Origin of the sequence: Kitasatospora sp. NPDC059160 (assembly GCF_042755465.1) — a bacterium.
GTDB lineage: Bacteria > Actinomycetota > Actinomycetes > Streptomycetales > Streptomycetaceae > Kitasatospora.
Genome location: NZ_JBHZCN010000063.1, coordinates 1 through 21,500, shown reverse-complemented (window position 1 = coordinate 21,500; position 21,500 = coordinate 1). Strand labels below are relative to the sequence as shown.

Here is a 21,500-nt window from a genome sequence, read left to right as displayed (position 1 = left end):
GAGGAAGCCGTTGAGTCCGGACCACAGCACGGCCAGCAGGGCGACGTCGTGCAGCGAGGCGAGCCCGGGGCCGTCGCCGATGCTCCACGACGGCGGCGTAGCTGTCGTCGGCGTACCCGCGCGCGGCGACCGCCTCCATCACGGCCGTCAGCTGCCGGGGCAGGACCGGGTTGAGGCCGCGCCGCTCGCTCTCGTCCAGCAGGTGGCGGGCGGCCGCCAGGTGGGTGCGCAGCGCCGAGTCCTCGGCCGGGTAGTCGCCCTCGTCGACCTGCCGGGCGTAGCGGGCCAGGAAGGCGCCGATGCCGCCGAACAGCAGCTCGGCGGTCGGCGCGAAGTCCGTCGCGCCGATCCCGGCGGTGCGCAGCAGCGCCGCCGCGTGGAGGAAGCCGTTGAGTCCGGACCACAGCACGGCCAGCAGGGCGACGTCGTGCAGCGAGGCGAGCCCGGGGCCGTCGCCGAGGTAGGTGGGGCAGCCGCCGAGCGCGGTCAGGGCCGCCTCGTGGGTGCGGAAGGCCGCCTCGGGGCCGCTGTAGAGCACCACGGTCCCGGCGGCTCCGATGGCGTCGGGGGTGGCCAGCAGGGCGCCGTCGAGGCTCCGGGCGCCGTACCGGGCCGCCGCCTCGGCGACGGCGGCGGCGTCCGCGGAGGTGCCGGAGGTGACGTCGACCAGGACCCGGCCGGCCAGGGCGTCCCCGGCGGCGTCGAGGACCTCGCCGACGGCGTGGTGGTCGCCGAGGCAGAGCACGACCAGCGGTGCGGCGGCCGCCGCTTCCGCGGGCGTCGCGGCGCGGTGGGCGCCCCGGGCGGCCGGGCCGTCGGCACGGGCGGCGGTGCGGTTCCAGACGGTGGTGCGGTGCCCGGCGGCCAGGAAGGCGTCGGCGAGCGCCGTGCCCATCAGGCCGAGGCCGAGCACGGCGACGGGGGCGGGGGCGGTAGCGGCGGCAGGGGCAGGGCGGCGGTCGGTCGTCACGAGGTCTCCTTCGGGCGGTCCGGCAGGGTGACGGGTGCGGTGCGGCGGCGGGGCTCGTTCAGCGCGCGGACCATCGGCTCCTCGACGAGGGCGTGCAGCAGCCAGGCCGCCGCCAGTGATCCGGCCACCAGGACGGCCGTGTACAGCAGCGGCCGGAGCCCGTCGGCGGTGCCGTACGGGTCGAGCAGCGCGTCGCCGTACTCGATCACCAGGTAGTGCGACAGGTACAGCGTCAGCGAGAGGGCGCCCAGGTGCTCGGCCGCCGGGTGGGCGAGCCGGGACGGCCGGCCCAGCCGGTCGGCGTTGGCGGCGCCCACGATCAGCGCGCCCAGCGGCAGGACGGTGATCGCGGCGACGCCGAACAGCAGCGGGGAGAGCTGGTCGAGCGGGTAGAGCAGGGTGAACGCGGCGGCGCCGTGCCAGGTCCGGACGCCGTCGAGCCGGCCCTCCCGGACCAGCCGGGCCAGCACCACGCCGAACAGGAACTCCGGCAGCCGCGCCGGGGGGAAGGTGTAGCAGAGCCAGATCTGGCGGAGCGTCACGCCGAGCCCGAAGGAAGGCCCGTCGCTTCCGGGCCGCGCCGCCGTGAGCAGCACCGGGATCAGCACGGCGGCCGCGACGGCCGCCGCCGCCCAGGCCCAGAGGTGTGCGGAGCCGATCGCGGCCGCCCGCCGGGCGATGACCGGGAACAGCAGGTAGAAGAGCAGGTCGCAGCAGAGCGACCAGGACACCCCGTTCACCCCGGGGTCCAGCAGGTCGAAGCCGGGTGACCAGGTCTGGACGAGCAGCGCGTTCGGCAGCCAGGCCCACAGCGGCACGGCCCGCCCGGCGGCGGCCAGCAGCAGCACCCCGAGCAGCAGGGTCACCAGGTGGGTGGGCAGGATCCGGGCCACCCGGCGGCGCCAGAACACCGGGACGGGCTGCCCGGGCCGCCAGGCCCAGGCCAGCAGGAAGCCGCTGAGCAGGAAGAAGAACGTCACCGCGGCGAACCCGAGGCGGAGCAGGGTGGCGCTCTCGCCGTGCCCGTGGGTCCAGATCAGGCTGGCGTGCTGGGCGACGACGGCCGCGGCCGCGACGAAACGCAGACCGGTGAGCGAGGGCAGCCGGGACGACCTGCCGAGTGCCAAGAGCGTTCCCGAGGTATCGGAGCGGGTGGGGGAAGGCCCGGTGATCGTATCCGAACTCGCCGATGTTGTTCGCTTTTGACGAATTGTCGGAAACACCAGGCCGATTGCCTGCTCTGCATACTTTCCTGCTCGCAATGTTGACGGTGGGTCAGATCTGATAGAGATCGGATGCCCGGCTAGGGTGCGTGCGCGATCGTCCGACGTCGCGCCGCCCTGCCCGCCCGCCCAGGACCGGAGACCCACGTGGCCGACAATGACACCCTGCGCCAGTACTTGAAGCGCGTGGTCGCCGACGCCGTCGACACCCGGGAACGCCTGCGCGCCCTGGAGGAACGGCAGTCGGAGCCGATCGCGGTCCTCGGCGCGGCCTGCCGCTACCCCGGCGGCGCCGATTCCCCGGAAAAGCTCTGGCAGTTGGTCGCCGACCGGGTCGACGCGGTCGCCGGATTCCCGTCGAACAGGGGCTGGCCGCTCGATTCCCTGTTCCATCCCGACCCCGACGCCGTCGGCACCAGCTACGTCGAACAGGGCGGATTCCTGTACGACGCCGATCGGTTCGACGCCGAATTCTTCGGGATGTCCCCCCGGGAAGCCCTCGGCACCGACCCCCAGCAGCGCATCCTGCTGGAAATCGCCTGGGAGGCCTGCGAACGCGCCGGAATCCCGCCGGAGGCCCTCCGCGGCAGCCGCACCGGCGTGTACGCCGGGGTGATGTACAACGACTACGGCAGCCGGCCGCAGCTGCCCCGGGAGGACTTCGAGGGCTACCTGTTCAGCGGCAGCGCCCCCGGCGTCCTCTCCGGCCGACTCGCCTACGCCTTCGGCCTGGAGGGCCCCGCCGTCAGCGTCGACACCGCCTGCTCCTCCTCCCTGGTCGCCCTCCACCTGGCCTGCGCGGCGCTGCGCCGCGGCGAGTGCGACCTCGCCCTGGCGGGCGGCGTGACGGTGATGTCCACCCCCGCGGCCTTCCTCGGCTTCTCGCGCCAGCGCGCCCTCGCCCCGGACGGCCGGTGCAAGGCCTTCTCGGCGGCCGCCGACGGGGTCGGCTGGGGCGAGGGCGCCGGACTGCTGGTGCTCGCCCGGCTGTCCGAGGCGCGCCGGGACGGCCGGCGGGTGCTCGCCGTGGTGCGCGGCTCGGCCGTCAACCAGGACGGCGCCTCCAACGGGCTGACCGCGCCCAACGGCCCCGCCCAGGAACGGGTGATCCGCGCCGCCCTCGCCGACGCCCGGCTCGCCACGGCGGACATCGACGCCGTCGAGGCCCACGGCACCGGGACGGCGCTCGGTGACCCGATCGAGGCCCGGGCGCTGCTGCGCACCTACGGACAGCGCTCCGCCGAGCGGCCGCTGTGGCTGGGCTCGCTCAAGTCCAACCTCGGCCACGCCCAGGCCGCCGCCGGGGTGGGCGGGGTGATCAAGACGGTGGAGGCGCTGCGGCGCGGCCGGCTGCCCGCCACCCTGCACGCCGAACAGCCCTCGCCGCACGTGGACTGGGACTCGGGCGCGGTCGCCCTGCTCACCGAGGCCCGCGACTGGCCCCGGGGCGAGCGGCCGCGCCGGGCGGCGGTCTCCTCCTTCGGCCTCGGCGGGACGAACGCGCACGTGATCCTGGAGGAGGCGCCGCCCGAGGAGGCGGGGGAGGCACCGGTGGTCCTGCCGGTGGTGCCGTGGGTGCTCTCGGCCCGGTCCGCCCGGGCCTTGGCGGAGCGGGCGCGCGATCTGCTGGCGCTGGTCGGCGGCCCGGGGACGGCCCCGGACTTCCGGGACGTCGCCCGGGCGCTGGCCACCACCCGGGCGGCGCTGCCGTACCGGGCGGCGGTGGTCGGCGGTACGGCCGCCGAACTCGTCGAGCGACTGGCGGAGTTGGCGGGCACGGTCGCGGCGGACGCGGTCCGCCGGGTACCGGGGGAGGTCCGGCCGGTCCTGCTCTGCCCGGACGGCGACGGGCCCGGGCCGGAGGCGGTGGTTCAACTCCGTGCGGCCTTCCCGGTGTTCGCCGAGGCGTACCAGGAACTGGTCGCCGTGCCCGGCGCCTCGGGCGGCTTCGCCGCGCGGCTGGCGCTCCACCGCCTGTACGCGGCCTGGGGGTTGCGCCCGGCGGCGCTGGTCGGCCGGGGCAGCGGCGCGGTGATGGCCGCGCACCTCGCCGGGGTGCTCCCGGTGCCGGACGCGGTGGCCCTGCTCGCGGCCCGCGAGCGGCTGCTCCGGCAGGGCGGCGGTGCGGCGGCCCGCGCGGAGTTCCGGCAGGAGTCGGCGGCGCTGGCCTTCGCGGCGCCGACCGTGCCGCTGCGGTCTGCCCCGAGCGGTGGCGAGGAGCCGGCCGGGCGGTGGACGGACCCGGAGGCCTGGGCCGAACGCTTCCTGGCGGAGGGCGGGCCGCTGCCGGAGGGGTCGTTGTCGGAGAGGCCGCTGCCGGAGGGGCCGGTGCTGAGCCTGGAACTCGCGCCCGGCGAGGAGGCCCCCTACGCCGTCGTCCGGGAGCTGGCCCGGCTCCACACGGCCGGGGCCGCCGTCGACTGGTCCGCCTTCTTCGCCGGTACCGGCACCCGGCACGTCGACCTGCCGACGTACCCGTTCCAACGCGAGCGCTACTGGCTGGAGCCGATCGCACCCGCGCCCGCCGAGGCCCCGCCCGCCCCGCCCTCCGCCCGGTCGGCGGGCGAGGGCGCGCTCGCCCGGAGCCTGGCTGCCCTCCCCGCCAGGGAGCGGCGCGCCCACCTGCTCGACGCGGTGCGCGCCGAGGCGGCCGCCGTGCTGCGGATCGCCGACCCGGCGACCGTCGAAGTGTCGCGCCCCTTCCGGGAGTTCGGCTTCGACTCGCTCACCGCCGTCCAGCTGCGCAACCGGCTGGCCGCCCTCGCCGGGATCGAGCTGCCGGTCACCGTGCTGTTCAACCACCCCACCCCGGACGCCGTCGCCGACCTCCTGCTCGACCGGCTGTCCGCCGCCGACGGTCCGGACGCCGCCGACGGGCCGGACGCCGCCGACGGGCCGGACGCCGCCGACGGGCCGGACGCGCTCGCCGAAGTCGACCGGCTGGAAGCGGTGCTGGGGCGACTGCCGGCCGGCGGCCCGGAGCTGCTCGCGGTCACCGAACGCCTGCGGGCGCTCCTCGGCCGCTTCGGACGGCTCGAAACCGCCACCAAGGACGAGCTGTTCGACCTCATCGACCACGAGCTCGGCCGGGCCCGTACCTGACCGCACGCCCGGACCTGACCGCATGCCCGTACCTGACCGCGGCTCGCCCGTACCTGATCGCCCGCCCGCCCGGCAGCACGCCCGCCGAGAGAGGAAGCCCAGCATGCCGGACGAGGAGAAGCTCGTCGACTACCTGCGGTGGGTCACCGCCGACCTGCGCGACGCCCGGCGCCGGATCGCCGAACTGGAGTCGTCCCAGGAGGAGTCGTCCCACGACGGGCCGATCGCGATCGTCGGCATGGCCTGCCGCTTCCCCGGGGGCGTCGGCTCGCCCGAGGACCTCTGGCGGCTGGTGCTGGACGGCCGGGACGCCGTCACCCCCTTCCCCGCCGACCGGGGCTGGGACCTCGACGCCCTCTACGACCCCGACCCCGAGACGCCCGGCACCAGCTACGCCCGCGAGGGCGGCTTCCTGGACACCGCCACCCGCTTCGACGCCGGGTTCTTCGGCATCTCCCCGCGCGAGGCCACCGCGATGGACCCGCAGCAGCGGCTGCTGCTGGAGACCGCCTGGGAGCTGTTCGAGCACGCGGGCATCGACCCGACGGTGCTGCGCGGCACCGACGTCGGGGTGTTCGCCGGCGCCACCGAACAGTCCTACCTCGGCCCGGACACCCCGGCCGAGTACGAGGGCTACCTGCTGACCGGGCGGCTGGGCAGCGTGGTCTCCGGCCGGATCGCGTACACCTTCGGCTTCCAGGGCCCGGCCGTCACCGTGGACACCGCCTGCTCCTCCTCCCTGGTGGCGCTGCACCTGGCCGCCCGCTCGCTGCGCTGCGGCGAGTCCTCGCTCGCCCTGGCGGGCGGCGTGACGGTGCTGGCCTCGCCGCTCGGCTTCGTCGACTTCGCCCGCCAGCGCGGCCTGGCGCCGGACGGCCGCTGCAAGTCCTTCGCCGCGGCGGCGGACGGCACCGGCTGGGCCGAGGGCGCCGGGCTGGTCCTGCTGGAGCGGCTCGCCGACGCCCGCCGGCACGGGCACCGGGTGCTCGCCGTGCTGCGCGGCTCGGCCGTCAACCAGGACGGCGCCTCCAACGGGCTGACCGCGCCCAACGGCGCCGCCCAGGAGCGGGTGATCCGCCGCGCCCTGGCCGACGCCGGACTCACCCCGGCCGAGGTCGACGCCGTCGAGGGCCACGGCACCGGCACCCGGCTCGGCGACCCGATCGAGGCGCAGGCCCTGCAAGCCGTCTACGGCGCGGACCGCCCGGCCGGGCGAGCGCTGCTGCTCGGCTCGGTCAAGTCCAACCTCGGGCACGCCACGGCCGCCGCCGGGATCGGCGGGGTGATCAAGACGGTGCAGGCGCTGCGCCACGGCGTGCTGCCCGCCACGCTCCACGTGGACGCGCCGACGCCGCTGGTCGACTGGCGGGCGGGCGGGGTCGAGCTGCTCACCGAGCAGCGCCCCTGGCCGCGGACCGACGGCCCGCGCCGGGCCGGCGTCTCGGCCTTCGGGGTGAGCGGGACCAACGCCCACCTGGTGCTGGAACAGGCACCGGAGGAGGACCCCGAGCCGGACCCCGACGGACTCCCCGCCGTGCCCTGGCTGCTCTCCGCCGCCACGCCCACCGCGCTGCGCGCCCAGGCCGTCCGGTTGCTGGCGCACCTGGAGCGGCACCCCGACACCCCGCCCCGCGCCGTCGCCGAGGCCCTGGCCGGGCGGCCCGCGCTCAAGCACCGGGCGGCCGTGGTGGGCGCCGACCGGGACGAGCTGACGAGCCGTCTGCGGGCACTCGCCGACGAAGCGCCCGTGACGTCGGTGGCGTCCGTGACGTCCGTGACGTCCGGGGCGCCCGTACGGCCCGGCCGGCTCGCCTTCCTCTTCCCCGGGCACGGGTCCCAGCGGCCGGAGCAGGGGAGGGAGCTGTACCGGGCGTTCCCGGCCTTCGCGACGGCCTTCGACGAGGTCGGCGCCGCACTGGACCCGCACCTGCCCGTGCCGCTCGCCGCCGTCCTGGCCGGCGGGGGAGAGCTGGAGCGCTTCGGCTACGCCCAGGCGGCGGTGTTCGCCTTCGAGGTGGCGCTGTTCCGGCTGCTGGAGTCCTTCGGGGTACGGCCCGACGTGGTGGCCGGACACTCGGCCGGGGAACTCGCGGCCGCCCATGTCGCCGGAGTGCTGTCGCTGCCGGACGCCGCGACCGTCCTCGCCGTCCGGGGCCGGCTGGTCGAGGCGCTGCCCGCCGACGCGGCGGTGGTCGCCCTGGAGGTCTCCGAGGCCGAGGCGGTCGACCTGCTGGCCCGGCACGGCCGCCGGGTCTCGTTGGCGGCCGTGAACGGTCCCGCCTCGGTGGTGGTGTCCGGCGAGGCCGACGCGGTGGGCGCCGTCGCCGCCGAGGCCGAACAGCGCGGCCGCCGCACCCGCCGCCTGGCGATCAGCCGGGCCGTGCACTCCGCCGGACTGGACCCGGTGCTCGCCGAGTTCCGACGCGCCGTGGCAGCCGTTTGGCCGGGGGACACCCGGACGGCCGCGCCGACGCTGCCGCTGGTGTCCACCGTGACCGGCCGCCCCGCCACCGCCGAGGAGCTGCGCTCCCCGGACCACTGGACGGCGCACCTGCGCCGGCCGGTGCGCTTCCTCGACGCCGTCCGCGCCCTGGCCGCCCAGGGCGTCGGCACCGCGCTGGAGGTGGGCCCGGACGCGGTGCTGTCGCCGCTGGTCGCCGCCTGCCTCGCCGACGGCGACCGGCAGGTCACGGCGGTGCCGAGCGCACGGGCGGGCTCCGCCGAGGTGCCCGGGCTGCTCGGCGCGCTGGCGGCGTTGTGGACGGCCGGGGTGCCGGTCGACTGGCGCGCCGTCCTCGGCCCGCCCGGGCGGACGGCGGCGGTCGCCCTGCCGACGTACCCGTTCGAGCGGGAGCGGTACTGGCTGACGCCGCCGCGCGCCGCGGGCCGGGGAACCGGCGGGTGGGCGCTCGGGCACCCGTTGCTGACCGGCGTCACCGAACTGGCCGGGCGCGCGGAGCTGGTCCTCGACGGACGGCTGCCCGGCCGCTCCCCGGCCGAGCTGGTGGAACTGGCGCTGCGGGCGGGCGAGGAGGCCGGGTGCGCGGTGCTGGCCGAGCTGACGGTCGACTGTCTGCCGGAGCCGCCCGAACGCGGCTCGCTGGAGGCCCAGTTGGTGCTCGCACCGGCGGACGACCGGGGGTGTCGGGCGTTCACCGTGCACACCAGGGCCGGGGAGAGCGGCGGCTGGGCCCCGGTGGCCTCGGGCGCGCTCGGCCGGGGCGGCGTGCGGACGGTCGCCGACGAGGGGGCCTGGCCGCCACCGGGCGCACAGGCCGTGGCGACGGACGTCGACGGGGTCACGGCGCTGTGGCGGCTGGACGGCGAGCTGTTCGCCGAACTGGCGCTCCCGGACGGCACGACGGCGGAGGGCTGGGGACTGCACCCGGAGCTGCTGGACGCGGCGGCGCGCTGCGCCGGCCCCGGGCTCGCCGCCGAGTGGCGCGCCGTGCGGCTCCACGCGGCGGGCGCCACCCGGCTCCGGGCCCGGATCACCCCCGGGCCGGACGGCGCGGCGCTGCGGCTGACCGACCCCGCCGGGCGGCCGGTCGCCGACGTCGAGGCCGTGCGCCAGCGGGCGACGGACGGTCCCGACCGGGCGGCTACGGCGCAGCGGAACCGCGCCCGGGACGGGCTGTTCCACGTCGACTGGGCGCCGCTCACCCTGCCGTCGTCGGCGCCGCACGTGCGCTGGGCGGTGCTCACCGACGGCGCCGGACCGCTGCCGTCCGGCACCGGGGCACTGCCGGTCGGCGCCGGACAGCTGCCGGTCGGCGCCGGACCGCTACCGGACGGGGCCCACCGGTTCGCGCGGGTCGAGGAGCTGCTCGGCGCGATCGGCGGCTACGACGCGGTGCTCGCCCCGCTGCTGCCCGGTGCCGAGCCCGACGTCCCGGCCCGGGCCCACGCACTGGCGGCCCGAGCCCTGGAACTGGCCCGGTGCTGGTCGGCCGACCGGCGCGCCGCCGGCGTCCCGCTGGTGGTGGCGACCCGGGGCGCCGTGGCCGGGGTGAGCGACCCGGCGGCCGCCACCGTCTGGGGCCTGCTGCGCTCGGCCCAGTCCGAGGCCCCCGACCGGATCGTGCTGGTCGACCTGGACGACGCTCCGGCCTCCGCCGCCGCCCTCCCCGGGCTGCTCGCCACCGGCGAACCCCAGGCGGCGATCCGCGCCGGGCGGGTGCTGGTCCCGCGCCTGGCCCGGGCCGGGCGGCCCGACGGCGGCTCCGCGACCCCCGCCCCGCCCTGGCCCACCGACGGCACCGTGCTGCTCACCGGCGGAACCGGCGCCCTCGGCGCCGTGTTCGCCCGCCACCTGGTGCGTCGGCACGGCGTGAGCGACCTGCTGCTCACCGGTCGGCGCGGGCCCGCGGCCCCCGGCGCGGCCGCCCTGGTCGCCGAACTGGCCGCGCTCGGCGCGCGGGCCACCGTCGCGGCCTGCGACGTCGCCGACCGGACCGCGCTCGCGGAGCTGCTGGCCGCCGTCCCCGCCGACCGGCCGCTGACCGCCGTCGTGCACGCGGCCGGGGTGCTGGACGACGGCCTGCTGGCCACCCTGAGCCCCGAACGGCTGGCGGCGGTGCTGCGCCCCAAGGTCGACGCGGCCTGGCACCTGCACGAGCTGACCCTCCCGCACGGGCCGTCCGCCTTCGTGCTGTTCTCCTCCGTCGCCGGGATCGTCGGCGGGCCGGGCCAGGCCAACTACGCCGCCGCCAACACCTTCCTGGACGCGCTCGCCGAGCACCGGGCCGCCCTCGGCCTGCCCGCCACCTCCGTCGCCTGGGGCCTGTGGCAGGACGAGGGCGGGATGGCCGGGCACCTCGGCGAGGCCGATCTGCGGCGGATCGCCCGCAGCGGGCTGCGCCCGGTCACCGCGGCCGACGGCCCGGCGCTGCTGGACGCGGCCCTGACCGGGCCGCAGGCCGCCGTCCTCGCCGCGCCGCTGGACCTGGCCGCGATGCGGCGCCACCCCGCCGAGCTGCCCACGGTGTTCACCGGCCTCGCGCCGCTGCCGCCCCGGCCCCGCGCCGGGACGACGGAGGCGGCGGCGGAGCCGTTCGCCCGGAGGATCGGCGCGCTGGCGCCGGAGCGGGCCCGCGAGGAGGCCGTCGAGCTGGTCCGCCGGGAGGCCGGCCGGGTGCTCGGCCACCCCGACGCGGCCGCCGTCGGCGCCGAGGACGCCTTCCCGGCGCTGGGCTTCGACTCGCTCGCCGCCGTGCAACTGCGCAACCGGCTGGACGCGCTGACCGGTCTGCGGCTCGCCCCCGGGGCGGTGTTCGCCCACCCGACACCGGCGGCGCTGGCGGACCACCTGCTGGCGGCGCTCGCCGGGCCGCAGGCACCCGACGGGACCGGCACGCCGACCGGGGCTCCTGATCGGGCCGGCACGCAACCGGTCGGTACGGAACCGCTCGGCGCGGAACCGCTCGGCACGGAACCGGTGGGCACAGGACCGGGCTACGCGGATCCGGGCCGCGCGGATCCGGGCTACGCGCCCGATCCGGCCGGGGAGTTCGCCGCCGACGTCCGCCTGGACGAGGACGTCCGCCCGGCCGCCGAGCTCGTCGCGGACGTCGTCGGGCCCCGGGAGGTCCTGCTCACCGGCGCGACCGGCTTCCTCGGCGCCTTCCTGCTGCGCGACCTGATGCGCTCCACCAAGGCGACCGTGCACTGCCTGGTGCGCGCCGCCGACCCGGCCGCGGCCGCCGAGCGGCTGCGCGAACGCCTGAGCTGGTACCGGGTGTGGGACGAGATCGACCCGGACCGCCTCGCGGTCGTGGTCGGCGACCTCAGCCGGCCCCGACTCGGCCTCACCGAGCTGGAGTTCGACCGGCTCGCCCGGATCGTCGACGTGGTCCACCACGCCGGGGCCGCCGTCAACTGGCTGCGCCCGTACAGCGAACTCCGGGCCGCCAACGTGGACGGCACCCGGGAGGTGCTCCGGCTGGCGGCCCGGCACCGCACCGTGCCGGTGCACCACGTCTCCTCCACCGCCGTGTTCGCGGAGAAGGGCGCGGAGCCCGGCCCGCGCACGGTGTCCTCCCCGACCGGCCCGCCGCAGGTGCTGGCCAACGGCTACGCCCAGAGCAAGTGGGTGGCCGAGCAGGTGGTGGGGATCGCCCGGGAGCGCGGACTGCCGGTGACGGTGTACCGGGTCGACGTGGTCTGCGGCGACCAGGTCCACGGGGCCTGCCAGACCAGGGACTTCTTCTGGCTGAGCCTCAAGGGCCTGGTCCAGTCCGGGGCCGTCCCGGCCGGGCTCGCGGGCGCGGGTGCCGTCCACCTGGCCCCCGTCGACTACATCAGCGCGGCCGTCACCACTCTGGCCGGGCAGCGCGGGAACGCCGGCCGGACCTTCCACCTGCAGAACACCAGCACCGAGGGGTACGGCGAACTGACCGGCTACCTGCGGGAACTGGGGTACTCGCTGCCCGAGGTGGAACTCGAGCGGTGGTGCCGGACGGTGCAGGCCCACCCGGGCAACGCGCTCACCCCGCTGCTCGACCCGTTCGAGCGGATCGCCGGACACCGGGCCGTCCACCCGCTGATGGACGTGTCCGCCGCCGAAGCGGCGCTGGCCGGGACCGGGATCGCCTGCCCACCGATCGACCTGCCGCTGTTCCGCCGGTACGTGGACTTCTTCGTCCGCACCGGCTGGCTGCCGCCCCCGACCGGCACCGGTACCGGCACCGCTATCGGAACCGGAACCGGAACCGGCACCGCTATCGCTATCGGTACCGGCACCGCGCCGCCCGTGCCCACCGCCTGACCGCGCCCCGCCCGCCCGACCAGGAGGACGACCATGCATCTGGAGATCACCCCGATCGACGCGCTGCGCCGCGCGGCCCGGCGGCCCGGGGCGGGCCCGGCCCTGCACTACGAGGAAGCCGAGATCGGCTACCCCGAACTGCTGGACCGGGCCGGCCGCCTGGCCGAGGTGCTCGCCGACGGCGGGGTGACGGCCGGCCGCCAGGTCGCCTACCTGGGTCTGAACAGTCCGACGCTGCTGGTGACGTACCTCGCCTGCGGCTGGCTGGGCGCCGCCTTCGTGCCCGTCAACCACCGGCTCGGCGCCGCCGAGGTGGCGGAGCTGCTGCGGGACTGCGCAGCGCACACCGTGGTCGCCGAACCGGGCCACGCGCCGCTGGTCGACCCGTCGTCCGGGGCGCGGCTGCTGCTGGTGGACGACGACCCGGCCGCCCCCGTGACCGGCCCGCCCGACCCGCGCTGGACGCCGCTCGCCCCCGCCCTGGCGGCGGCCCCCCAGCCGCCGCGCCAGCCCGCGCCGCTGGACGCCGAGGACCTCGCCGTCCTGCTGTACACCTCCGGCACCACCGGCCGGCCCAAGGGCGTCCGGCTCACCTACGGCAACATCTGGTGGAACGCCGCCAACATCGACGCGGCGATGACCACCCGCGAGGACGACGTCAACCTGGTGGTCACCCCGCTGTCGCACATCGGCGGGCTCAACTGCTTCACCCTGCGCAACCTCGGCCACGGCGGCACCACCGTGCTGCGCCGCCGCTTCGACCCCGAGCGGACCTTGCGCGACCTGGTCGCCCTCCGGGTCGACACCTTCTTCGCCGTCCCCTCGATGTACGCCCTGCTGGCCCGGCAGCCCGGCTTCGCCGCCGCCGACCTGTCCGCGCTGCGCGGCGCCGTGGTGGCCGGTGCCCCCGTCCCGCCCGGACTGGTCCGCGACTACGCGGCCCGCGGGGTGCTGCTCCAGCAGGCCTGGGGCCTGACCGAGACCGCCTGCTTCGCCAGCTACCTGCCGCCGGAGCTCACCCTGGCGAAGGCCGGCTCGGCGGGCCGGGCGATGCCCTTCACCCAGCTGCGGATCGTCGACCCGGAGACCGGAACGGACGTCGCCGACCCGGACCGGCCGGGCGAGGTCTGGGTGCGCGGCAAGCACGTCTCGCCCGGCTACTGGCGCGACGAGGAGCAACTCCGCGACGCCGACGGCTGGTTCCGCACCGGCGACCTCGGGCGCCTGGACGCCGACGGCTGCCTGTACCTGGTCGACCGGCTCAAGAACGTCATCATCCAGAACGGCGAGAAGGTCTACCCCGCCGAGGTCGAGCGCGCCCTGGCCGACTGCCCCGGCCTGCGCGAACTCGCCGTCCTCGGCACCGCCCACCCGGAGTGGGGCGAGACCGTCGTCGCGGTGGCCGTGGCCGAGCCCGGCAGTGCCCCGAGCCTGGAGACGGTACGGGAGTTCGGCGCGGCCCGGCTGGCGCCGCACAAGCTGCCCGTCCGGTTGCACCTGGTCGCGGAGCTCCCGCGCAACGGCGCCGGCAAGGCCGACCTGGCGGCGCTGCGGCTGCTGCTGCCGGCCATGACGGAAGCCCGCGCGATGGAAGCCCGCGCGACGGGTGCCCGCGCGACGGAAGGACCGGGCTCGAAAGCCCCCGGGCCGCCGCGCCCGGACGGCCTGGCCGCACTGGTCGCGGCCGCGACCGAGGCGGCGCTCGGCTTCCCGCCCGGCCGCCGCTACGGCGCCACCACCGGCTTCGCCGAACTCGGCCTGGACTCCCTCCGGGCCGTCGCCCTGCGCGACCGGCTGGCCGAGGCCACCGGCCTGACCCTGCCCGCCACGCTGGCCTTCGACCACCCGACCCCGGCGGCCGTGGTCGCGCTGCTGCGCGTACGACTCGGCGAAACCCCCTCCACGGAAGGCGAGTTCGTGCCAGGGTCCGAGTCCGAGCCCGCGTCAGGCCCCGGGACCGGGCCCGCCGACGACCCGGTGGTGATCACCGGCATGGCCGTCCGCCTCCCCGGCGGCATCACCACCCCCGAGGCGCTCTGGCAGCTGCTCAGCGAGGAACGGGACGCCGTCTCCGGCTTCCCCGAGGACCGCGGCTGGGACCTCACCGCCCTCGCCGACCCCGACCCCGAGGCCCCCGGCCGTTCCGACACCCGGCACGGCGGCTTCCTGCGCGACGCCGCGCTCTTCGACGCCGACTTCTTCGGCATCTCCCCGCGCGAGGCCGCCGCGATGGACCCCCAGCAGCGGCTCCTGCTGGAGACCAGCTGGGAGGCGCTGGAACGGGCCGGCATCGCCCCGACCGCCCTGCGCGGCCAGGACGTCGGCGTGTTCACCGGCGTGTTCGCCAACGGCTACACCGAGCGCGTCCCGGTCTCCCGCACGGCCGACGGCTACCGGATCACCGGCAGTGCGACCAGCATCGCCGCCGGCCGGGTGGCGTACGTCCTGGGCACCCACGGCCCGGCCGTCGCGGTGGACACCGCCTGCTCCTCCTCGCTGGTCGCCCTGCACCTGGCACTGCGCTCGCTGCGGTCCGGCGAGTGCACGACCGCGCTGGTCGGCGGGGCGACGGTGATGGTCACCCCGGACGCCTTCGTCGAGTTCTCCCGCCAGCGCGGCATCGCCCCCGACGGGCGCTGCAAGCCCTTCGCGGAGGCCGCGGACGGCACCGGCTGGGCCGAGGGCGCCGTCGTCCTCGTCCTGGAGCGGCTCTCCGCCGCCCGGCGGGCCGGCCGCCGCCCGCTCGCCGTGGTCCGCGGCTCGGCCGTCAACCAGGACGGCGCCTCCAACGGGCTGACCGCGCCCAACGGCCCCGCCCAGCAACGGGTGATCCGCCGCGCCCTGGCCGACGCCGGACTGCGCCCCGACGAGGTCGACGCGGTGGAGGCCCATGGCACCGGCACCGTGCTGGGCGACCCGATCGAGGCCCAGGCGGTGATCGACGCGTACGGGCCGGAGCGCACCGAGCCCCTGCTGCTGGGCTCGGTGAAGTCCAACCTGGGGCACACCCAGGCGGCCGCCGGCCTCGTCGGCGTGGCGGCCACCGTGCTGGCCCTCCGGCACGGCGTCCTGCCCCGCACCCTGCACGTCGACCGCCCGAGCAGCAGGGTCGACTGGTCCGGCGGCGCGGTGCGGCTGCGCACCGCCACCGCCCCCTGGCCCGAGCGGCTGCGCCCGCGCCGGTCCGGGGTCTCCTCGTTCGGGATCAGCGGGACCAACGCCCACGTGCTGCTGGAACAGGCCCCGGTCGAGGAACCCGCCACCGCGGCCGGGCCGGCACCGCTGGTGCCGCTGGTGCCGCTCGTGATCTCCGCCCGGACTCCGGAGGCACTGGCCGCCCAGGCCGGGCGGCTGGCCGACCTGCTGGACGACGGGGCCCGGCCGCAGGACGCGGCGCGCTCCGCACTCGCCGGGCGGGCCCTGTTCGAGCACCGGGCCGTCGTGCTGGCGGAGGACGGGACGCAGGCCCGCGCGGCGCTGCGGGCCCTCGCGACGGGCGGGGCGAGCAGGTCCGGCGCGGCGACTCCCGGATTGGTCACCGGCACCGCGCCGGCGGACCGGGTGGACCAGGACGTGGTCCTGGTCTTCCCCGGCCAGGGTGCCCAATGGGCCGGCATGGGGCGGGAGTTGTGGCAGTCCGAAGCGGTCTTCGCCGAGCGGATGGCCGCCTGCGAGCAGGCCCTCGCCCAGTACGTCGACTGGTCGCTCGCCGACGTCGTGCACGGCACCCCCGACGCCCCGCCGCTGGACCGGGTGGACGTGGCCCAGCCGGTGTCCTTCGCGGTGATGGTCTCGCTCGCCGCCCTCTGGCAGTCGTACGGCGTCCGTCCGGCGGCCGTCCTCGGCCACTCGCAGGGCGAGATCGCCGCGGCCTGCGCGGCCGGTGCGCTGACCCTGGCGGACGCCGCCCGGACGGTCGCGCTGCGCAGCCGGGCCATCGGCGCCCGCCTCGCGGGCACCGGCGGGATGCTCTCCGTGCCGCTGCCCGAGCGCCGCGTCCGGGACTGGATCCGGGCCTGCGGCGGGGGAGTCGAGATCGCCGCCGTGAACGGGCCGGAGCGCACCGTGGTCGGGGGGGACGGCGCGGCGCTCAGCGGGTTCCACGCCGAGCTGGAGCGGCGCGGGATCGACGTGCGGATGATCCCGGTCGACTACGCCTCGCACACCGCGCAGGTGGCGCAGCTGGAGCCGGAACTGCTGCAACTCCTCGACGGCGTACGGTCGTCGGCGCCGACGGTGCCCTGGTACTCGACGGTCGACGGCGACTGGGTCGGCGGCCCGGTCGGGCCCGACTACTGGTACCGCAACCTGCGCCACCCGGTCCGCTTCGAACCCGCCGTCCGGGCGCTCGCCGAGCAGGGCTTCACCACCTTCGTCGAGGTCGGCGCGCACCCGGTGCTGGGCACGGCGATCGAGGCGACGCTGGCCGACACCGGGGCGGGCCGGGCCGCCGTGGTCTGCGGCAGCCTGACCCGGGGTGAGGGCGGCCGGACGCGGTTCGCCCGCTCGCTCGCCGAGGCCTTCGTCCGGGGCGTCCCGGTCGACTGGACGCCGCTGCTGCCGCCCGGCGCGCGCCGGATCGACCTGCCGACCTACCCCTTCCGGGGACGGCGGTACTGGCCGGAGCCGGTGTCGCAGCCGGGCCCCGGGCCGGTGCCGGTGCGGGCGTTCGCGGACACGGGCGACCTGTTCCGCCTCGCCTGGCGGGACCTGCCCGTGCGCGGCGCGGCGCCCGTCCCGGTGACACCGGTCGCGGACCCGGCGGTGCTGCCCCCGGACGCGTCCGGCTGGCTGCTGCTCCCGCCCGCCGACGCCGCCGACGCCCCCGCCGAGGACACCGCACGGGTCCGGCGCGCGACCGCCCGCGCCCTGGCGGCCGTCCAGCACTTCCTCGCCGACCCCCGGTACGAGGACCGCCGCCTGGTCGTCGCCACCCGCCACGGCGTGGCGACCGAGGACGGGGAACCCGTCGACCCGGCCGAGGCCGCCGTGTGCGGCCTGGTCCGCTCGGCCCAGACCGAGCACCCCGGCCGCCTGCTGCTCGCCGACCTCGACCTGCCCGCCGACGCGACCCCGGAGGACTGCGCCCGCGCGGTCGCGGCCGCCCTGGGCGAGGCGGCCGCCGCGGACGAGCCGCAGTTCGCCCTCCGCGGCCCGGCCGTCCGGGTGCCCCGCCTGGCCGCCCGCACCCCCGCGCCGACGGACGGCCCGGTGCTGGACCCGGCCGGTACCGCGATCGTCACCGGCGGCACCGGCCTGCTCGGCCGGCTGATCGCCCGCCACCTGGTGACGGGCCACGGCCTGCGCCGCGTCCTGCTCGCCTCCCGGCGCGGCGCCGAAGCCCCCGGTGCCGCCGAACTCTGCGCCGAGCTGGCCGAGTTGGGCGCCCACGCGGAGGCCGTCCGGTGCGACGTCGCCGACCGGGAGCAGGTCCGGGCCCTGGTCGCCGGTGTGTCCGCCGATGCGCCGCTCACCGTCGTCGTGCACGCCGCCGGCGTGCTGGACGACGCGGTGGTCGCTTCCCAGACCCCGGACCGGCTCGACACCGTGCTGCGCCCCAAGGCCGACGCCGCCGTCTGGCTCGACCGGGCCACCCGCGAGCTCCCCGCACCCGTCGCGCTCGTGCTCTGCTCCTCCGCCGCCGGTGTCCTGGGCACCGCGGGCCAGGCCGGGTACGCGGCCGCCAACGCCTTCCTGGACGGCCTCGCGACCCGCCGCCGGGCCGCCGGCCTGCCCGCGGTGTCGCTGGCCTGGGGGTCCTGGGACGCGCCCGACGGCATGACCGCCGCCCTGGGCCGGGCCGGCCGCGCCCGGCTGGCCCGCACCGGCGTCCGGCCGCTCCACCCCGCCGAGGGGCTGCGACTGTTCGACGCGGGCCTCGCCGACGGCCGGGCCGTCCTCGTCCCGCTCGCCCTGGACCCCGGCGCCGTCCGGCACCCGGCCCCCGCGGTGCTGCGCGACCTCGCCGAACCCGGCACCGCCGATCCCACCGGGGGAACCGCCGACCCCACGCCCGGTACCACGGCTCCCGGACCGCAGGCCGTCCGGCTGGTCGCCGCCGACCCCGCCGCCCTGCTCGACCTGGTCCGGGCCGAGGCCGCCGAGGTGCTCGGGGCGGACGAGCGGATCCCGGCCGAGGAACCCTTCGAGTACGCGGGCTTCGACTCCCTGATGGCGCTCGAACTGCGCGACCGGCTGGCCCGGCTCACCGGCGCCCGGCTCCCCGCCACCCTGGTCTACGACCACCCCAGCCCGGCCGCCGTCGCCGAGCAGCTGGGCCGACTGCTCGGCTCCGTCCGGGAACACCGGCAGGCGGCCGCCGCCCTGGACAGCCTGGAACGCACCCTCACGGCCGTGGACGAGGAGTCCCGCGCGGACCTCACCGCCCGGCTGCGCACCCTGCTCCAGCGGCTCGAACCCGCCACCGCCCCGGCCCGCCCCCTCGCCGCCGCTCCGACGGCGAGCGTCCCGGCGGGGGCACCCGCCGGCGAACCGGCCAGGGAACTGGCCGACGAACTCGCCGACGCCGACGACGACGAACTCCTCCGCTTCATCGACACCCGGCTCTGACCGGCACCGCCAGAAAGGCACCGCGATGACCATCACCGGTCTGGCCGAACCCTTCCTCCGCGCCCAACTGGAGTCCCTGGGCCTGGCCGTCGAGTACGTCCGCGCCGAGGGCGACACCCTCTACCGGCGCGGCGACGACGGCCGCGAACTCCCCGTGCTCGACCTCGTCGGCGGCTTCGGCGCGACGATCCTCGGCCACAACCACCCCGAGATCCTCGCCCTCGCCCAGGAGTTGCTGAGCGCGCGGGTACCGGTGCACGCCCAGTTCTCACTGCACCCGTACGCCGAGACCGTCGCCCGGCGGCTCAACGAGATCCTCCACCGCGACACCGGCGACCCGGGCCCGTACACCGCCGTCTTCGCCAACAGCGGCGCCGAGGCGGTCGAGGCCGCCGTCAAGCACGCCGAACTCGACCGCGGGCTCAAGGCGGCCGAGCTGCTCGCTCGGATCGACGAGGAGACCGACCGGGCTCGCCGGGCCGTCCGGGACGGCGCCGTCCTCTCCGCGGCCGCCCGGCGGCTCGCCGACGGCGGGGACTTCGAGTCCCTGGCCGCCGCCCTCACCGCCGCCAACCGGGCGCGGGCCGAGGAGCCGCCCGTGCTGCTCGCCCTGACCGGCGGCTTCCACGGCAAGCTCGTCGGCAGCGTCCAGCTCACCCACAACCCGGTCGTCCGGGAGCCCTTCCGGGCCCTGGCCGCCCCCTGCCGGTTCGTCCCCGCCGAGGACCCGGCCGCCCTCGCCGCGGCGATCGCCGAGGAACACCGCACGGCCCTGGGCCTCACCGTCTCCGACGGCACCGTGGACCTGGCCGAGCACCGGCTGCCCCGGCTGTGCGCCCTGGTACTGGAACCCGTCCAGGGCGAGGGCGGGGTCCGGCCGCTCACCGCCGGGTACGCGCGCGAGCTCCAGCGGATCTGCGCCGAGGCGGACTGCCCGATCGTGGTGGACGAGGTGCAGAGCGGCATGGGCCGCACCGGCAGCTTCCTGGCGAGCTCCGCCATCGGGCTGCGCGGCGACTACTACGTGCTCGCCAAGAGCCTCGGCGGCGGCCTCGCCAAGGCCGCGGTCATGCTGGTGCACCACCGCCGCCACCGGCCCGGTTTCGAGCTGCTGCACAGCTCCACCTTCGCCAAGGACGCCTTCTCCACCCTGATCGCCGCCCGCACCCTGGACCTGCTGGAGGCCGACGGCGGCGCCCGCTACCGGCAGGCCGCCGAACGCGGCGAACGGATCCTGGCCCGACTGGAGGGCATCCGCGACGACTTCAAGGACGTCGTCGCCGACGTCCGAGGCCGCGGCCTGATGCTCGGCCTGGAACTGCGCGACCAGGGCGACTCCACCTCCCCGGCCCTGCGCGAACTCTCCCGGGCCGGCGTCCTCGGCTACGCCGCCGCCGGCTACCTCCTCCACGCCCACGCCCTGCGGGTCTTCCCGACCGCCAGCGCGACGACCACCCTGCGGATCGAACCCTCCGTCCACATCACCGACCCCCAGATCGCCCAGGCCGAATCCGGCCTGCGCGCCCTCTGCGACCTCCTCCGCACCCAGGACGGCGACCGCCTCCTCGCACGCTGACGCAGGGCGCACCGAGGCGCGTACCGGGGGCGAGTGCGCCCGGTACGCGCCCTGGTGGGGCGGCGGCGTGCACCGCACACTGACGGAGCGACAGCGACGCACCGTGCACGCACGACCGTCAGCGGGGGGCCGATGGAGTACGTACCGATCCTGCGCGGCAAGGCGGGCGAGTTCATCGCCCTGGGCCACATCGGCGCCCACGTGCAGGCGCGCATCCGCCCGTTGCTCGAAGTCCACCCCGACCGGCGCCTGGCCGATGTCGTGCAGACCTTCGCCCGCCACGCGGGCGACCACCTCCCCGCCCGGCTGACCGTCACCGTCGACTGCGGTCAGCTCTGGCAGCAGGGCGCGGTCGGGACCGGCTACCGCGGCCACGCTATGCGGTGGCTCAGCGAGCACTTCGAGCAGTGGCTCCAGGCGCTCATCCCCGCCTTCCGCACCACCGACCCGGTCGGCTCCCTCGACGAGATCCGCCGGGCCCAGCGGGCCCACGGCGCCGGCGGCTGCCTGCGGATCGACCTGCACCGCCTGCCCGGCGGCCCGGGTGACCTGACCGAGGACGTGCGCGCCGCCCTGGCCGCCGTGGCGCTCACCCCAGAGGACACCGACCTGCTGCTCGACGCCGGATACCTGCCCGGCCCCGACGCGGTCACCGCCCTGGTGCCACGCGCGCTCGCCGTCCTCGGCTGGGCCCGCGCACACCCCTGGCGCCACATCGCGCTGGCAGCGGGGGCGTTCCCGCCGAGTCTGCGCCGGGTCCGGCCGTACGTCCTGACCGCCCTGCGCCGTCACGAGCTGGACCTCTGGGAGCACGTCGCCCGCGGGGCGGCCGGCCCGCCGCCCGACTTCGGCGACCACGGCGTCACCCACCCCGACCCGCCGGAACCCGCCGAGGTCCGGGCCGCGCCCGCCAACCTGCGCTACACCGGCGGCCGCCACTGGCACGTCGTCCGGGCGGTCGACGCGACGGGCCTGGAAGCCCTCCGGCTGTGCCGTCAGCTCACCCGGGCCGAGGTCTGGGGCGCCACCCGCCCCGACGCCTCCTGGGGCGGAGAGGAGATCCGCCGCCGGGCCCTCGACCTCGTGACCGGCCCCGGCAACCCCGGCCAGCGCCGTGCCTGGGAGACCTCCCACCACCTGGCCGCGGTCGCCGGAGCCATCGCCGAACGGGGCCGCCCGTAGCCGGTGCCTAGTGTCCTGAGTCTGGAATTTCATTCATAAATATAGACTGATCCTATGGTGCGGACGGGTCGACCAAAGGTCGAGTTGGTGTTGTCGGACGACGAGCGGGCC

At 77.3% G+C, this 21,500-nt stretch carries 5 protein-coding genes and 2 pseudogenes; 5 read left to right on the top strand and 2 right to left on the bottom strand.

The window, feature by feature from the left end; translation table 11 throughout:
* On the bottom strand, positions 1-970 hold a 970-nt coding region (locus tag ACFXOZ_RS25425), incomplete at its 3' end, for an NAD(P)-dependent oxidoreductase (RefSeq protein ID WP_380592814.1).
* Complete coding sequence (locus ACFXOZ_RS25420; protein ID WP_380528373.1) at positions 967-2,097, bottom strand: acyltransferase family protein; 1,131 nt, start codon at positions 2,095-2,097, stop codon at positions 967-969. The genes ACFXOZ_RS25420 and ACFXOZ_RS25425, both read right to left, overlap by 4 nt.
* A gap of 243 nt (positions 2,098-2,340) precedes the next feature.
* On the opposite strand from ACFXOZ_RS25420, the pseudogene ACFXOZ_RS25415 reads away from it, so the two are divergent.
* The 5 genes and pseudogenes from ACFXOZ_RS25415 to ACFXOZ_RS25395 form a co-directional block, all read left to right on the top strand.
* Positions 2,341-5,295, top strand: a pseudogene (locus ACFXOZ_RS25415) (type I polyketide synthase); the annotation flags it as partial.
* Between the two features lie 148 nt (positions 5,296-5,443).
* A pseudogene (locus ACFXOZ_RS25410) lies at positions 5,444-12,061 on the top strand (thioester reductase domain-containing protein); the annotation flags it as partial.
* Positions 12,062-12,094: 33 nt separating this feature from the next.
* Entirely contained in the window at positions 12,095-18,631 is a 6,537-nt protein-coding gene (locus ACFXOZ_RS25405) for an SDR family NAD(P)-dependent oxidoreductase (RefSeq protein WP_380592812.1), read from the top strand.
* Positions 18,632-18,656: 25 nt separating this feature from the next.
* Complete coding sequence (locus tag ACFXOZ_RS25400; protein ID WP_380592810.1) at positions 18,657-20,207, top strand: aspartate aminotransferase family protein; 1,551 nt, start codon at positions 18,657-18,659, stop codon at positions 20,205-20,207.
* A 132-nt stretch (positions 20,208-20,339) separates the two neighbouring features.
* Positions 20,340-21,389, top strand: a complete 1,050-nt coding sequence (locus ACFXOZ_RS25395; RefSeq protein ID WP_380592808.1) for a hypothetical protein — start codon at positions 20,340-20,342, stop codon at positions 21,387-21,389.
* Positions 21,390-21,500 lie beyond the last annotated feature (111 nt).

What these genes read in the sequence shown, in the direction of transcription:
- ACFXOZ_RS25405 (WP_380592812.1), top strand. Translation starts at nt 12,095, where the DNA reads ATGCATCTGGAGATCACCCCGATCGACGCGCTGCGCCGCGCGGCCCGG.
- ACFXOZ_RS25400 (WP_380592810.1), top strand. Translation starts at nt 18,657, where the DNA reads ATGACCATCACCGGTCTGGCCGAACCCTTCCTCCGCGCCCAACTGGAG.
- ACFXOZ_RS25395 (WP_380592808.1), top strand. Translation starts at nt 20,340, where the DNA reads ATGGAGTACGTACCGATCCTGCGCGGCAAGGCGGGCGAGTTCATCGCC.